Here is a 15317-nt window from a genome sequence, read left to right on the forward strand (position 1 = left end):
CCCCGTGTCTGACGTCACCCCATCACCCCCTCCCCCTTTACTCACCCATTGCGCACCATTGGCCGCCACATGACGCTCGCTTCCTAGGCTGAAGGTTTACGCGGGGGCGTAGGCATTACGGGGGAGGCGCGGCATGGGCGACGGGCACGGCGGCGGGAGCAATGGCGGCAGCAGCGGTGGCAGCGGCAAGGTCCTGAACATCAAGACGGCGGACATCAAGTCGGCCGCACCGGTCTTCCGGAAGCAGGGCGAGAAGCTGAGCGACGCGCTGAATCTGCTGGTCAAGACGTTGGATGGGCATGGCGAGCCGTGGGGTGACGACAAGCCGGGCAAGGATTTCGGCAAGCACTACAGCCCGAACCAGAAGCAGTTGGAGCGGGTGGCGGGCATCGCCATCCTCGGTCTGGTGAGCATCCACGAGGCGCTGGACGACCTGGCGGACGGCCACGTCGACAACGACAAGGCGATCGCCGGGATCTTCACCAAGGAGAAGCACAAAGACGGCGGCCGACACGGGGATAAGGGATAAGGGCGCCGAATGAGCATCGAGGACGAGGCCAAGAAGATCCTCCTCCACCTCGGCATGTGGTGGCCGGACGCCAATTCCGGGACGCTGCGCCACGCCGCCGACGCGTGGCGGACGTTCGCCGACAGCGTCGACGACGTCCGGAGCGCGACCAACAATTCGGCCACCTCCCTCATCCACAACAACACGGGTGAGGCGATCGACGCCTTCCAGACGTTCTGGGAGCGCTACGCCAAGGGTGCGGACGGCGGCTGGCTGAGTGACCTGGCGAAGGCGTCCCGGAAGATGGCCAAGGCGCTGGACAAGTTCGCCGATACGGTCGATGACGCCATCACGGCGCTGTGGGAGCAGATCGGCATCGACGCGGTCGCCATCGCGGGCGGGGTGCTGCTGACCCTCGTCAGCGGGGGCGCGTCCGACGAAGCGGCGGCGGGAATCATCGAGCTGGCGGCCGGCCTGGGCGTGGAGGTCGAGGCGTCGGTGGCCGCGATCGCCGCGGGGATGCTGACCGGCGCGGTCTACGAGGGCGTCTTCTCGATGACGATCGACGCGGCTGTCGCCCAGCCCGTGCGGATCGCGCTGGGCCAACAGCACGGCTTCAGCCTGGACGAGGTGTCCCACGCCGCGGAGACCGGCATGATCTGGGGCGGACTGTTCGGTGCCGTGGGCCCGGTCACGGCACGGGCTGGACAGTTCGGCGGGTACAAGAACCTGCTCCGCCCTGACCTGCGCCCCAACCTGATCGAGGAGGGCCCGTTCGCCCGCCCGGCGGGCAAGACCCCCTGCAAGGGCGAGCCGGTGGACGTGGCCACCGGGGCCATGCTGATGACGCAGACGGACGTAGAGCTGCCGGGCAGCCTGCCCCTGCTCTTCGAACGCACCCACCTGTCCTCGTATCGCGCGGGTACGTGCTTCGGCCCCACCTGGGTCTCCACTCTCGACGAGACGCTCCAACTCGACGCCAAGGGAGTGGTGTTCGCGGCGGCGGACGGCATGCGGCTCGTATATCCGGTGCCACGGCCGGGCGAAGCGATGCTGCCGTCGAAGGGCGCGCGCTGGCCGCTGGAGTGGGACGGCGCGCCGGACGGCGTCATCACCGTCACCAACCCGCACACTGGCGTCGTACGTACCTTCAGCCACATCGCGCCCAGCGCGGCCGAGGGCGCGGTGCAGCTGCCCGTCGAGTCCTGGTCCGACCGCAACGGCGCCCGCATGGACGTGGAACGCACAGCCGAGGGCCACCCCTCCGCGATCCGGCACTCCGGCGGCTACTACCTGGCCGTCGACACGGACGGCCCGAGGATCACCGCGCTGCGCCTGCTGGACGAGGCCCCGTCGGCGTACGAACAGGGGCCCCCGGCAGCCCCGGCCGGCGGGACGGTGGTGATGCGCTACGCCTACGACGCGTCGGGCAACCTCACCGAAGTCGTCAACTCCAGCGGCAAGCCCCTGCGCTTCACCTATGATTCCGAAGACCGGATCACGTCGTGGACCGACCGCAACGGCACCTCCTTCGCGTACGTCTACGACGGTGGCGGACGGGTGATCCGTACGGAGGGCAGCGACGGGGTCTTCAACGGCTCCTTCGCGTATGACGACACCGCGCGCACCACGACGTACACGGACTCGCTCGGCCGCCGGACGAACTGCCGGTACAACGCGGACGGCCAGGTGATCGCGGAGACGGACCCGCTGGGCCACGTCACGCTGACCGAATGGGATGGCCTGGGCGAGAACCGTCTCTCCACCACGGACCCGCTGGGCCGTACGACGCGGTACGCGTACGACGAGTCGGGCAACCTCACGGAGCTGGTACTGCCGGACGGTTCGAGCGCGCGGGCCGAGTACGACGCGGGCTGCCGACCGCTGGAGGTCGTCGAGCCCGGCGGGACGGTCTGGCGGCATACGTACGACGATCGCGGCAACGTCCTGACGACGACGGACCCGGCGGGGGCGGAGACGCGTTACGCGTACGACGCGGCGGGCCACTTGGCGTCGGTGACGAACGCGCTGGGCCATACCCGTACGGTCTCGTGCGACGCGGCGGGCCTGCCGACAGCGGTGACGGACGCCCTGGGCCACACGACCACGGTGGCGCGGGACAGCTTCGGCCGCGTTACGGAATCCACCGATCCGCTGGGCCACACCATGCGGATGGCCTGGACGACCGAGGGCAAACCGAGCCGGCGCGAATTGCCTGACGGCACCCACGAGACCTGGCGATGGGACGGCGAGGGCAACCTCCTCGCCCACACCGACCCCGCAGGCAACACCACCCACCAGACCTCCACCCATTTCGACGTCCCGGAGACGCGCACGGACCCGGACGGCACGCGGTACGCCTTCGCGTACGACACGGAGCTGCGCCTGACCGGGGTGACGAACCCGCAGGGTCTGACCTGGTCATACGCGTACGACGAGGCGGGCCGCCTGGCCTCTGAGACGGATTTCAACGGCCGCACGCTGACGTACGGGCACGACGCGGCGGGCGGGATGGTGTCGCGGACGAACGGTGCGGGCGAGACGCTGAGCTTCGAACGGGACGCGCTGGGGAGAGTGGTCGAACAGCGCGGCGGAGCGGACGGGGACGAGATCACGTCGTACGCGTACGACGCGGCGGGCGCGTTGGTGGGTGCGACGAACGCGGACGCGGAACTGGTCATCGAGCGGGACGCGCTGGGGCGTGTGCTGGCGGAATCGGTGAACGGCCGTACGACGGGTTACGCGTACGACGCGCTGGGCCGCCGTACGCGTCGGGTGACGCCGACCGGCTTGACGTCGGAATGGACGTACGACGAGGAGGACCGCGCAACGGCCCTGCGCTCGGACGCGGGGACATTGACGTTCGCCTACGACGCGGTGGGAAGGGAAACGGAACGGTCCCTGGCGGGTGGTGCGACGCTGAAACAGACCTGGGACAAGAACGACCGCCTGACGACGCAGACCATCCACTCCCCCCAAGCCGATAGCTTGCTGCAACACCGCTCCTACGCCTATCGCCCGGACGGCTACCTCACAGAAATCCGCGAACTGACGTCGGGCACAAGCCGTTTCGACCTGGACGCGATGGGCCGAATAACGGGCGTGAACGCCCACGGCTGGACGGAGCGCTACGCCTACGACGGCTCCGGCAACCTCACCCAGGCCGAGGCCCCGGCCCACGAGACACCGGGCGCTCGGGAATTCAGCGGCACGCTGATCCGCAGCGCGGGCAGAACAACGTACCAACACGACGCACAAGGCCGCCTGACCCAAAAGACCCGCAAACTCCTCAACGGCCAGATACGAACGTGGACATACAGGTGGAGCTCGGAAGACCGCCTGGTGGAAGCGGAGACCCCGAACAACGAAACCTGGCGCTACCGCTACGACCCCCTGGGCCGCCGAATAGCGAAGCAACGCCTGGCCGAAGACGGCGAGGTGGCAGAGGAAACAACCTTCACCTGGGACGAAAGCCGCCTGGCAGAACAACTCTCCCCCACCGGCCGAGCCACCACCTGGGACTACGCCCCCAACACCCACCGCCCCCTGACCCAAACAGACCACCGCCCACTGACCCGCGAGCAGGGCCAGTCCCTGATCACGAAATACGCGGAGCTCTCGGACCCGACAGAGACCACGAGCTTCCACGCCATCATCACGGACCTGGTGGGAACCCCGACGGAGCTGATCACCTCGGCGGGCGAGGTAGCTTGGCAACGCCGCACGACACTATGGGGCACGCGTTTCCCCGCCCCCCAAGACTCCACCACCGTCGACTGCCCCCTCCGCTTCTCAGGCCAGTACGCGGATATGGAGACCGGTCTCCACTACAACTACTTCCGCTACTACGACCCTGAAACCGCCCGTTACGCCACGCCCGACCCGTTGGGCATCAATCCGGCACCCAACCACCACGCCTATGTCCGTAACCCGCATACCTGGGCAGACGATCTAGGACTTGAGGGATGCCCCAAGCGCATCGAGAACGGCGGTTGGGATCTGCGCAATAGAAACCCAACAGACATCGTCCCGTCAGATGCGCAGAAGAGAACTCTCACACCGGACTCCAATGGTGGAGCACAAGCCGGGGTGGAATACAAATGGACGGACAGCAAAACAGGAAATGTTGTCCGGATGCGAATTCACGGCCCCGACGGAAATGCTCCGGCTGGATCAAACGCCCACAGTGGCGACGTCTATCGAATCTCGATCGGAGGAAAGTACCAGGACGTCGAGGGCAACCTGTACCATCGGCAGGTACATAACCCAAACAGCCCTCACTACAACCCATCTGCCGCGAACGGAACGCACGTTCCATGGCCTAGCAATTATCCGCTTCCGTACTAGTTCAAGGGAATTTGATTTGTCTGTCGACGCCGACCGATTGGTCGAAGTTATCCGACTTATTGTCGACTCGGATGCACGGTGCCGCGAGCTCGGGGCGGAAAAAGCGACAGACCGGGTTAGCGAATATTCTGGCGATGATGTAGCGGTGGTGGCATCCATCCTTTCACTCTGCGCTTCCTGCGAGCGGGACACTTCCGCACTGGAAGCTCAACTGAATGCCCTGCTGGGACTAGGAGCGAGCGGATGGCTCCAGACCGAAAACATGAGACGTTTGCACAATATCGACCGCGAAACGCTGCCAGAACCCTTGGGTGAGTACATCGATGATTTGCTGGAGACTGACTGAAACGCCCCTGGCCGCGCACTATCTCGACACGCCGTTCCCGATCTCTTGACGTTACACACGAGATCGCACGATTCAACGAGTACGAGTTACATGAGTATGGGATGAACCCGCAGCAAAGCCTCCCGTCTTGATAGCCGATATGAGCGTACGCAGCACCTCAGGCCTGACGGAGAGGGTGACGCCGGGGGCGTCGCTTTCGCGGAGGTGGATGGCCCCGTCAGGGGCGGATGCAAGGTAGAGGCAGGCGGAAGCGTCGGCGCTGTATGAGGACTTCTGCCAGTCGAGCACGGGCATGAGCGGCGTCCTTAGAGGTTGTGGAGGGTTCGGCGGATGAGGTCGCGCGACTTGCCAGGCGCAAGTGCGATGGTTTCCATGCGGTCCAGCACGAAGCGGTACTTTTCCAGTTGGGCTTGTGCGTCGAGCAGGACGGAGCCGTGTTCGGTGTCCAGCTGGACGGTATCGAGCGCCGGCACCGGGCCTACGGAGTAGCCGATCGACTGGCCTGACCCGGGGAACGTTCCCTTGCTGAAAGGGATGACCCTGATGGTGGTGCCTTCCCTCTCGCTCATGGCGATGACATGAGCGAGCTGCTCACACGTCGCCTCGCGACCACCGAACTGCATTCGGAGAGCCGCTTCGTGGATGATCGCCGTGTACTCGACCGCAGAGCTTCTGTGGACGACTACTTGCCGCTTTATCCGATAGGAAACCCGGTGCTCCACCTCGTGCGGCGCGAAGTGGGGAACCATCTCGCTACAGATGGCGCGTGCGTAGTGGGCGGTCTGCAAAAGGCCGGGGATATGGATGACGTGCGCGACACGCAACGCGGTGGCGTGGTGCTCCAGTTCCGCCAGGTCGAGCAGGCCCGTGGGGAGAATCTCCCGGTACTCCTCCCACCAGCCGCGGTGGCGCTCTCCGGCCATGTCGGCGAGGGACTCGATGAGGGCCCGGTCCTGGCAGGAGTAGTTGTGCGCCATGTTGCGCACGCGATCAGCGCTGACGCCGACGCGACTTGCCTCGATGTTGCTGATCTGGGCCTGATTGGTACCGAGAAGCTGTCCCGCCTCGGTCGAGGACAGCCCCGCGTGTTCGCGGAGCTTGCGCAGCTCGGCGCCGAGGCGGAGCTGTCGGGCTGTCGGGGTCTGCTTCACGGGCATGTAGTGAGGTCTCTCCTCGTTCGTACACAGTGCGCACGCGCAACTCGTTCGGGTTGGCGAGTAAGTTATTTCCACTCCACAAGAAATAACTTATACGCGTTGCGCTACGGTCTGAGCCAAGCCCACCCAGAGGGGCTGCCGCCGCGAGGCGTCGTCCCTGGGTGGTTCAACTCCACCTACCTCCACCAGGAGGCTCCATGGCAACCGTATCTTCACCACAGCCCTGGACGTACACCCTCGATCTCCCCCACGACCCGCGAGCATCCGGCGTCGCCCGGACCACCCTGCGGGCCGTACTCTTCCGGCACACCATAAGCGAACTCGTCGACGTCGCGGAGCTGTTGACCAGCGAGCTCGTCACCAACGCCTACCTACACTCCGACGGACCGGCCTCCCTGCGGCTGCACAGCACCGGCCCGGAGGACGAGCGGCTGCGGGTGAGCGTATGGGATACGAACCCCGATATTCCGACGGCGTTCCGCAAACGCGTGGGCCCGCCGCGGGACTGCGACCACGGACGCGAAAGGGAAAGCGGACGCGGGCTGTTGCTCGTACAGATGTGTGCCGACAGTTGGGGAAGCTATCTGCTCGGCGACGAACTCTTCGGCAAGCGCGGGAAGATGCTCTGGTTCGAACTCGAAGCCGACGACAGCACCTCTCCGGCACGGTACCGGCGTCAGAGCGGACGCGAATCCTCAGGCCGGTAGCCGGGCCTTGATGCGGACGCGTTCGCCCTGAGGGCGGCCCCGTAGGACGTAGAGCCAGTGGTAGCCCTCATGGGAGCGGGCGTACGGGGCCCTGGCCTCCATCATACATGCTGGCAGGGCGGTCGGGGTGATGCCACGGCGGCGGCGCAGGGCCCGCAGCCCGGGGCCGACCGCAGCGAGTACGGCATCGACCGCACCTTGCTGTTTCCGCAAATAACTTTGCGCCAACGCAGGCATGGGCGCACCTTGACCCCGTCGCCGTGTACTCAGCCGTGTACTGACGAGAGGACCTGCCCCTATGGACGTTCACCACTGGGACGACATGTACCGCAGCCGCGACCAGGTGTTCAGCGGCAACCCCAACCCCGTGCTCGTCGCCGAGGTCGGCTGCCTGCCGCCCGGGCAGGCGCTCGACGTCGGGTGCGGCGAGGGCGCGGACGCGCTCTGGCTGGCGCGGTGCGGCTGGCAGGTCACCGCCGTCGACGTGTCCGAGGTCGCCCTACGACGCGCTGCCGGAGCGGCGGAAGCCGATGTCCGGGACCGCCTGGCCTGGGCCCGCGCCGACCTCACCGTCGCGCCTCCCCCGGCCCGCGCCTTCGACCTGGTGAGCGTCCACTACTTCCCGATCCGCCGCGAGCCGGGGCACGCGGCGCTGTACGGGCTCCTGAACGCCGTCGCCCCCGGCGGCGCCTTCCTCTTCGTCACCCACCCGCTCCCGGACCCCGCCTCGGCCCCGCGCTCCGCCGAGTACTACCAGCCCGGCGACATCGCCCAACTCCTCGGTCCCGCCTGGCACGTCCTGGTCGAAGAGACCCGCCCCCGCGCCGGCCCCCGCCACACCCACGACGCCGTCCTACGGGCATCGCGTCTGCGCTGAAGGTCAGGCGTTCTCGACCACCGGGTACCGCGGCGTCCCCTCCTCCATCTGCCGCAGCGCGTCCTTGCGGTCCCGCTTGGAGAGGCGGTCGATGTAGAGGTAGCCGTAGAGGTGGTCGGTCTCGTGCTGGAGGCAGCGGGCGAAGTAGCCGGTGCCCTGGAGCGCGATGGGGTTGCCCTGGGCGTCCTGGCCGCGGACGATCGCGTAGTCGGGGCGGGCCAGCGGCGCGTACGCCGTGGGGACCGACAGGCAGCCCTCGTTGGAGTCGTCGAGGACGCGCTCGCCGGCCGGCAGTTCGTCGAGGACCGGGTTGCAGACCGCGCCCACGTGCCGGACGCCCTCGTCGTCGGGGCAGTCGTAGACGAAGACCTTCAGGTCGACGCCGATCTGGTTGGCGGCGAGGCCGACGCCCTCGGCGGTGCGCTGGCTCGCGAACATGTCGTCGATGAGCTGCGCGAGCTCGTCGCCGAACTCGGTGACGTCCTTGCACTCCTTGTGCAGCACCGGATTGCCGACGACGGTGATCGGCCGGGACGTGCCGCGCTCGCGGTGCGCCGCCTCGCGCGCCTCGGCGTCCACCGTGTCGTCGAAGAACTCGTCGACCGACTGCCGCTCAGTGTCTTGCTGCGCCATGTTCGCCGCACGCCTCTCTGAAAACCCACTCTAAAAAACCCACGCCACAAATCAGCAGCCGAAAACGCTGCTGATACAGGGTACGGGGCCGCGGCAGGGGTCAGCAGACCTCTTCCAGATCCCGCCACTCCCGCGAGTCCGGGCTGTCGGCGACCCAGCCGTCGAGCAGGCCCCGTACGAGCCCGGAGGGCGCCGCGATGCCGCACTCGCGCTCGGGCACCCACAGCGAGCCGGAGCCGGCCGTGCGGTGGCCCAGCGGGCCGGGGTGGCCGGGTTCGCTGTGGTCGTGCGGGTCCAGGTGCTCACCCTCGCCCTCGTCGCTGGGCATCCGGCTCTCCGAGCACGTACGGCACAGCAGGCGCACGGAGGAGGACCAGTCCTCGGCCGCGAACCCGGCGTCGGCCGCGAGCCGCTCCAGGGCGTCCCGGTCGGCCTCCGTGGCGGCCTCCAGGAGGACCACCCAGGTGGGCACGGGCGAGGGGGCCCACAGCTCGATCTCGTCGAAGACGGGGTACGAGGGGCCCGCGGCGGTGGTGCGCTCGCCGTGCGGCACGCCGTCGTGCAGCACGACCTCGCCCCAGCGCCGCCCGGAGGACGGCAGCGGGATGGACAGCACCTCGATACGGGCGGGGTCCAGGCGGCGGCCCCAGACGACCTCGGCCTCGCCCTCCGGCGAGAGCCGCACCGCGGCGCTGCCCAGCTCCATGCCGAGCGGCTCGCCCGAGGGGGCGCCCACGCTGGGCACCCGGAGCCCGTACGCCTGCCAGGCGCGGCGGGCCAGCGGCCAGTCCTGGAGGGCGGTGGCGGCGATGCCGACGTTCCACCAGTCGGGGGCCCCGGCCTCGCGGTCCAGGAGGGCCACGGCCCGCAGCCCGGCGGCGCGCGCCTGGTCCCAGTCGTGCCGGAACTTGTGCAGCAGCGCCAGGTTGAACCAGGACTCCGAGAGCCACGGCTCCATGTCGGCGGCGCGCGTCAGCAGCGCGCCCGCGTCCTCGTACCGGCCGTCGCCGATGAGCGTGAACGCGCGGTCGGTCGCCTGCCGCCACGAGGCGGAAGGCCGATGCCGTACCTTGCCGAAGATCCTCACGATTCCCGCCTGCCGGTTTCTCCGTGGTCCCGCGCCCAGCCGTCACGGCGGGCGGCGACGTCCTCCCTGACGCCAACCTGCCACACATTGACGGACATCTCAGCCCGGCCCCTCTGTTCCCGTTCGAGGAGGGGACCCATCACACCTTCTTGCCATCTGCGATGCGTCCGACACCCCTGTCTTCGCATCCAACCATGCCCCTCCGGGCGGGCGCTCATTACCCATGGGTTCCGTTGATCTTCCGCGGGCCCCGCCTCGGTGAAGCCTCGGGATACCGCCGCCCCCTACCTGATGCCGCCCCCGCGCGCCAGTACGCGTGCCAGGGCCTCCACGACCACCGGCGCGTAATCCTGCGCGGTGGCCAGGCGCAGCCGCTCCAGGGCGCGCAGCGGGCCGTGCGGGCCGTCTCCCGAGAAGCGGCCGACGAGGTCGTCGTAGGCGTTGGCGGTACGGACGATACGGGCGGTGACCGGCTGCTCGCGGTACGGATCGGCCTGCCGTTCCACCACTGAGGCGACCTCTTCGGGCACCCCGGTCTGGCGCACCACCGCGCCGCCCAGCAGCGCGATCCGGCGCTGTTCGGCGGGCGGCAGCGGCTCGGTGGCCCCGGCGGGCACGGGGTCGACCAGGGAGAGCTGGCCGATGTCGTGCATCAGGGCCGCGTACTCCAGCACGGTCAGCTCGGGCTCGGACAGGCCCAGCTCGCGGCCGACGGCCCGGCCGAGCGTCGCGACCCGGCGCGCGTGGCCCGCGGGCGTGTAGCCGGCGATCTCGGTGCAGCGGGCGAGGGAGGCGATGGTCTGCGCGTACGTGGCCCGTACGGCGCCGTGGCGGCGCAGCGAGAACTGCGTCAGCAGCAGCGGCACGCTGAAGACGGGCAGCGCCCACAGCCCGGCGACGGCGACGGCCAGCGCGATGACGACGCCGGTCGCGCAGATCGCGGAGCCGACGCCGAGCAGCCCGCGCAGTTCGTCGCGGAGCAGCGGGCCGTACGGCCAGCCGGTGCGGGCGCGGGCGAGGGCGGCGGAGAGCACGGCGTCGCACAGGGCGGTGAGGGCGAGCAGGAGCAGCAGGAACGGGGCGTAGTACGGTCCGTGGCCGGGCCATCGGGTCAAGGCGCCGTTGTTGTAGAGCGGTTGGAAGCAGGTGGCGGCGAACCCGACGGTGAGCAGGCGGCGTACGAGGTGGTCCAGGGCCGGGCCGCGGCCCGCGGCGAGGCGGGGCGCGAGCCCGGCGAGGGTGGCGGCGAGGACGACGGCGAGCACCTGGAAGGCGCCGTGCGAGGTGGGGTGGCGGTCGGTCTCGCCGAGTAAGGCGTAGGCGAGCGACCCGGCGGCGGCGAGCGGCGCGGGCTCGCGGTCGCCGGGCCGCTCCCCGACGCGCTGCCGGGCCAGTTCGCCGACGGCGATCAGCGCGCCGAAGGCGAGCGCCACGTGCGGGTCGGTGAGGCCGTTCCAGAACGTCCCGGCGAGGGAGGCGGCGGCGAGCGCGCCCGCGGCGCCGTACAGGACCGCGACGACGCGGGGGGCGTGCGGGGCGTACGGAGCCGCGTACGGGCGCGACGCGCTCTCCCGGCTCACCGGGCGCCGCCCCTGGGGTCGCCGTCCCTCGAATCGCCGCCCCTGGGACCGGGGAACGACCGTCCGGGCGGGCCGGGCGGGCCGCCGTCGCCCTGGGATCCGGCGCGTCGCACGACAGACGCGAGGTCCGACGGGCCGGGGCAGCCCTCTGAAGGGACGTTTCCGCAGAGGTCGTCGACGGTTTCCCCGACCGCGTCCGCGGTGACCGCCGGATGCCAGCCGTGGCGGTCGAGGGCGCGCGCGAGGGCCCCGACCATGAGGGGGTCGAACTGCGTTCCGGCGCACCGCCGCAGCTCCTCGACGGCCGCCGGTACGGGCCGGCCGCGCCGGTACGAACGGGTGGAGGTCATCGCGTCGAAGGCGTCGGCGACGGCCACCACCCGCGCGAACAGCGGGATATGACGGCCGCTCAGCCCGTAGGGGTAGCCGCTGCCGTCGAGCCGCTCATGGTGGTGGAGGATCGCCGCGCGGGCCTCGTCGAGGAAGCCGATGCCGCGCACCATCTCGTGCCCGTACTCGGGGTGCAGCTCGATCACGCGCCGTTCCTGCGGGGTGAGGGGGCCGTTCTTGCGCAACAGCCGGGTGGGGACGCCGAGTTTGCCGACGTCGTGCAGGATGCCCGCGAAGCGCAGCGCTTCGAGGCGGTCGTCGTCCATGCCCAGTTCGCGGGCGATCAGCACGGACGCGCGGCCGACGCGCTCGCTGTGGCCGCGCGTGTACCGGTCCTTGATGTCGACGGCCTGCACCAGGGCCCGGATCGTGGCCTGGTGGGCGGCGCGCTCGCGGTGGTACTGGGCGAAGACCCAGCAGGAGATGTACATCGGCAGCAGCACGAGCAGGGCGGCCGCCGGCCCGTACGTGGAGTGCCACAGGATCGCCATCATCAGCCCGGCCAGCCCGTGCACCAGGTGCGGGGCGAGCGAGCCGAGCAGCGGGGCGCGCCAGGCGGTGCGCGGCGAGCCGCGTTCGGCGGTGACGAGGATGCCGATGTCGAGGGCGGCGGAGACGACGGCGAAGGCCAGCGCGGCGGCCGCGGCGGGCAGCAGGACGTACGGGAAGTCCGGCGCGGTGACCGTGCGGTGCGCGCCGAGCGCGAAGACGTGGGAGGCGGCGTGGGCGGCGAGCGAGAGCCGGGCGGCGTGCCACATCCGCCGTACGCGGGCCGGTTCGCGCTCGACGGGCGCGGCGAGGGCGCCGGGCACGGCGACGAGCCCGGCGAGCGGGGGCGGCAGCAGGAAGGCCGCCGCCAGCAGTACGGGGAAGAACGCGCCCGCGCCGGTGGGGGCGCCCGGGCCCATCGGAGGGCGGCGGGTGAGCCGCTCGCAGAGGGCGTAGAGCGCGGCGAGCGCGAGGGCCGTGGCCCAGGGCGCGGCGTGGCCGTATCGCGACGCCGGGGCCGCGCAGAGGGCGGCGGTGACCATGACGCACAGGATGTACGCGCGGGCCGTGGCCGGAAGTGTGCGCATGGAGCTCTCCCCGTCCCGTCGGCTTGCGCGTCGAGATGGGGAGAATAGGCCGGTGCGCCACGGCAATGGGCCGCATCCGCGAATTGGCCCGAGCGGACCGGCCGGAAGCACACCTTCAGGTGAAAAGTACGGCTATGCGATGACAGCCCGGGTCGAGATCAGGTAGGAGCAGGAGACAGTGCAGGAGACAGCCCCGCCCGACGGCCGGGTCAGGCGCGAGCCGAAGCCGGGGCAGGCCCTTGACCGAAGCCGAGCCGGCCGGGTCAGGCGCGAGCCTGAGACAGTCGCCGACCGACAGCGAGGTCGGACAGGAGCCGACGGCAGGAGCCGGCCGGAGCCGGGAGCCGACGGCAGCCGCCCGGCCGGCTGCTAGGTGGCGGACAGCCCCGGAGGCTGGACGCCCAGCCGCGATTCGGCGCCGCCCTTGGCCTCCTGGCCCTCCTCGGACCCGGCCGCCCGCTCCGCGGCGGCCTTGGCGGCCTGGGCTTCAGCGGCCCGCGCCTCGGCCACCACGTCCATGTCCGGCACCGACTGACCGGAACGGATCAGCTCGATCCGCCCCATCACCTTGGCCCGGAGGTCCGCCGGTACGTCGTCGTGCCCGCAGCACCGCTTGACGAGCTTCTTCACGGCCTGCTCCAGCCCGTACTTCTCCAGGCAGGGCGAGCACTCGTCGATGTGGACCTCGAACTTGGCGCAGTCTCCGTCCGGCATCTCACGGTCGAGGAACTCGTAGAGATGGCTGAGGACCTCTGAGCAATCCGTCTCGTGCGGCTCTCCGCAACTCATGAGTCCGAGCCTTTCCCGTCGTGCGACTCGTCCGACGCGTTCGAAGCGGTCGCGGCTCCTGCCGGGACGAGCCCGCGCTCACGGGCGTAGTCCTCCAGCATGCCGCGCAGTTGGCGGCGCCCACGGTGCAGGCGCGACATGACCGTGCCGATGGGCGTACCCATGATGTCGGCGATCTCCTTGTACGCAAAGCCCTCGACGTCCGCGAGGTACACCGCTATGCGGAATTCCTCGGGGATCGCCTGGAGGGCGGCCTTCACGTCGGAGTCCGGCAGGTGGTCGAGCGCCTGCGACTCGGCGGAGCGCAGCCCGGTCGACATGTGCGACTCGGCGCGCGCGAGCTGCCAGTCCTCGATCTCCTCCGAGCCGCTGCGCAGCGGCTCGCGCTGCTTCTTGCGGTAGGAGTTGATGAAGGTGTTGGTGAGGATGCGGTACAGCCACGCCTTGAGGTTCGTGCCGTCCCGGAACTGGTGGAAGGACGCGTACGCCTTGGCATACGTCTCCTGCACCAGGTCCTCGGCGTCCGCCGGGTTGCGCGTCATGCGCAGCGCCGCGGAGTACATCTGGTCGAGGAAGGTGAGGGCGTCCCGCTCGAAGCGCGCGTTGCGCTCCAGGGCGCTCTCCGCGGGCGTCGCGGGCTCCCGCGCCTGGCCGTCATCGGTCCCTGCGTCGGTCCCAGTGACCGGACCCACCTCCTCCAAGACGGTGGCGGGACCGGATGCGGACCCGCTCGAATCGGAGAATAGACGACGATCCGGTCCGGCCGCCGCTCCAGCCATGCCGGGCTGGTCCACCCGCAGCGTCGACCACTGGACCTCGGCGGCCTGCGGGCGTGACGGGCATGCGATCGAACCCATGCGGGAAGTCCCCATTCCTCTGAGCGTGCCTGTACGTACCTACGCCTGGCACAACAGCGTCCCCCCGCCCCTGCATTCCCGCCGCCCCGCCGCAACCGGAACGGCGGGGCGATTGACAAACCTGCTTGCCGTTCCTGCAATGAGGGGATGAGCGGCTACGAAGAGGTACTGGCGGACGTCGGCCCGCGGCTGCGGCGCGTACGCCAGGAGCGCGGGGTCACGCTGTCCGAGCTGTCGCAGGAGACCGGGATCTCGGTCTCCACGCTGTCCCGGCTGGAGTCCGGCGGCCGGCGCGCCTCCCTGGAGCTGCTGCTGCCGCTCTCGCGCGCCTTCCAGGTGCCGCTGGACGAGCTGGTGGGCGCACCGGAGGTCGGCGATCCGCGGGTGCGGGCGGCGCCGCGCCGGGTGGACAGGATGACGGTCGTGCCGCTGACCCGGCAGCCGGGCGGGCTCCAGGCGTTCAAGATGGTCATCGACCCGATCGACGCCGAGCCGGACCCGCGGACGCACGAGGGGTACGAGTGGCTGTACGTGCTCGCCGGCCGGCTGCGGCTGATCCTGGCCGACCAGGACATCCAGATGCGGTCCGGGGAGGCCGCCGAGTTCGACACCCGGCTGCCGCACTGGTTCGGGCCGGCCGGGGACGCGCCGGTGGAGGTGCTCAGCCTTTTCGGGCGGCAGGGCGAACGGATGCACGTACGGGCCCGTCCAGCCACGAAGCGACAGCGTCCATGAGCCCGGCCAGGGCCTCGTCCTGGGTGATGCCGGCCTTCTTGGGCACGGCGAAACCGTGGTCCCCGTAGGGCACGGTTTCGATGTCCGTACCGTCCGGGAACTCCTCGGGGCGGCCGAACGGGTCGCGCTCGCCCTGCACGACGAGCGTCGGCAGCGGCCCCGTCGCCGCCAGTTCCGCGGCGCGGGACTTCTCCGGCTTGCCGGGCGGGTGCAGCGGGAAGGACAGCG

15 protein-coding genes are annotated in these 15317 nt (G+C 70.0%); 6 read left to right on the forward strand and 9 right to left on the reverse strand.

Annotation, left to right across the window (positions count from 1 at the left end):
- Positions 1–133 precede the first annotated feature (133 nt).
- The 3 genes from ACFU99_RS11460 to ACFU99_RS11470 are packed head-to-tail and all read left to right on the forward strand — an operon-like array spanning position 134 to position 5201.
- Positions 134–529: a hypothetical protein gene (locus ACFU99_RS11460; RefSeq protein WP_384389267.1), complete on the forward strand. Its 396-nt coding sequence runs from the start codon at positions 134–136 to the stop codon at positions 527–529.
- Positions 530–538: 9 nt separating this feature from the next.
- Complete coding sequence (locus tag ACFU99_RS11465; protein ID WP_384389270.1) at positions 539–4855, forward strand: polymorphic toxin type 30 domain-containing protein; 4317 nt, start codon at positions 539–541, stop codon at positions 4853–4855.
- 16 nt (positions 4856–4871) lie between these two features.
- Positions 4872–5201: a hypothetical protein gene (locus ACFU99_RS11470; protein ID WP_384389272.1), complete on the forward strand. Its 330-nt coding sequence runs from the start codon at positions 4872–4874 to the stop codon at positions 5199–5201.
- Positions 5202–5273: 72 nt separating this feature from the next.
- Here the strand turns inward: ACFU99_RS11470 and ACFU99_RS11475 are convergent, their stop codons facing one another.
- Both ACFU99_RS11475 and ACFU99_RS11480 read right to left on the reverse strand, forming a co-directional pair.
- Entirely contained in the window at positions 5274–5495 is a 222-nt protein-coding gene (locus tag ACFU99_RS11475) for a DUF397 domain-containing protein (protein WP_384389275.1), read from the reverse strand.
- 11 nt (positions 5496–5506) lie between these two features.
- Positions 5507–6358, reverse strand: a complete 852-nt coding sequence (locus ACFU99_RS11480) for a Scr1 family TA system antitoxin-like transcriptional regulator (protein WP_384389278.1) — start codon at positions 6356–6358, stop codon at positions 5507–5509.
- 197 nt (positions 6359–6555) lie between these two features.
- Here ACFU99_RS11480 and ACFU99_RS11485 point away from each other — a divergent pair, with 197 nt between their 5' ends.
- Entirely contained in the window at positions 6556–7065 is a 510-nt protein-coding gene (locus ACFU99_RS11485) for an ATP-binding protein (RefSeq protein WP_384389281.1), read from the forward strand.
- Between the two features lie 298 nt (positions 7066–7363).
- Positions 7364–7942: a class I SAM-dependent methyltransferase gene (locus ACFU99_RS11490; protein WP_384389284.1), complete on the forward strand. Its 579-nt coding sequence runs from the start codon at positions 7364–7366 to the stop codon at positions 7940–7942.
- A 3-nt stretch (positions 7943–7945) separates the two neighbouring features.
- Here the strand turns inward: ACFU99_RS11490 and def are convergent, their stop codons facing one another.
- The 6 genes from def to ACFU99_RS11520 form a co-directional block, all read right to left on the reverse strand.
- Complete coding sequence (gene def, locus ACFU99_RS11495; RefSeq protein ID WP_384389287.1) at positions 7946–8575, reverse strand: peptide deformylase; 630 nt, start codon at positions 8573–8575, stop codon at positions 7946–7948.
- A gap of 100 nt (positions 8576–8675) precedes the next feature.
- Positions 8676–9662, reverse strand: coding sequence for a tetratricopeptide repeat protein (locus tag ACFU99_RS11500; protein WP_030878592.1), 987 nt, complete (start codon positions 9660–9662; stop codon positions 8676–8678).
- Between the two features lie 284 nt (positions 9663–9946).
- Positions 9947–11242, reverse strand: coding sequence for an HD-GYP domain-containing protein (locus ACFU99_RS11505; protein WP_384389290.1), 1296 nt, complete (start codon positions 11240–11242; stop codon positions 9947–9949).
- On the reverse strand, positions 11239–12708 hold the full coding sequence (locus ACFU99_RS11510) for an HD-GYP domain-containing protein (RefSeq protein ID WP_384389292.1): 1470 nt from the start codon (positions 12706–12708) through the stop codon (positions 11239–11241). Before ACFU99_RS11510 ends, ACFU99_RS11505 begins: the two co-directional genes overlap by 4 nt.
- A 369-nt stretch (positions 12709–13077) precedes the next feature.
- On the reverse strand, positions 13078–13497 hold the full coding sequence (gene rsrA, locus ACFU99_RS11515) for a mycothiol system anti-sigma-R factor (protein WP_384389295.1): 420 nt from the start codon (positions 13495–13497) through the stop codon (positions 13078–13080).
- Complete coding sequence (locus ACFU99_RS11520) at positions 13494–14189, reverse strand: sigma-70 family RNA polymerase sigma factor (protein ID WP_030878583.1); 696 nt, start codon at positions 14187–14189, stop codon at positions 13494–13496. The genes rsrA and ACFU99_RS11520 overlap by 4 nt, the downstream gene beginning before the upstream one ends.
- A gap of 312 nt (positions 14190–14501) precedes the next feature.
- Between ACFU99_RS11520 and ACFU99_RS11525 the strand changes: the two genes are divergently transcribed.
- Positions 14502–15089 (forward strand): helix-turn-helix domain-containing protein, encoded by a 588-nt coding sequence (locus tag ACFU99_RS11525; RefSeq protein ID WP_384389298.1) that lies wholly within the window; start codon positions 14502–14504, stop codon positions 15087–15089.
- Here ACFU99_RS11525 and ACFU99_RS11530 read toward each other — a convergent pair.
- Positions 15016–15317, reverse strand: a 302-nt coding sequence (locus ACFU99_RS11530) for an alpha/beta family hydrolase (RefSeq protein WP_384389301.1), incomplete at its 5' end; no start/stop codon positions are given. The two genes, ACFU99_RS11525 and ACFU99_RS11530, sit on opposite strands and share 74 nt — an antisense overlap.

This window comes from Streptomyces sp. NPDC057654 (assembly GCF_042800135.1).
GTDB lineage: Bacteria > Actinomycetota > Actinomycetes > Streptomycetales > Streptomycetaceae > Streptomyces.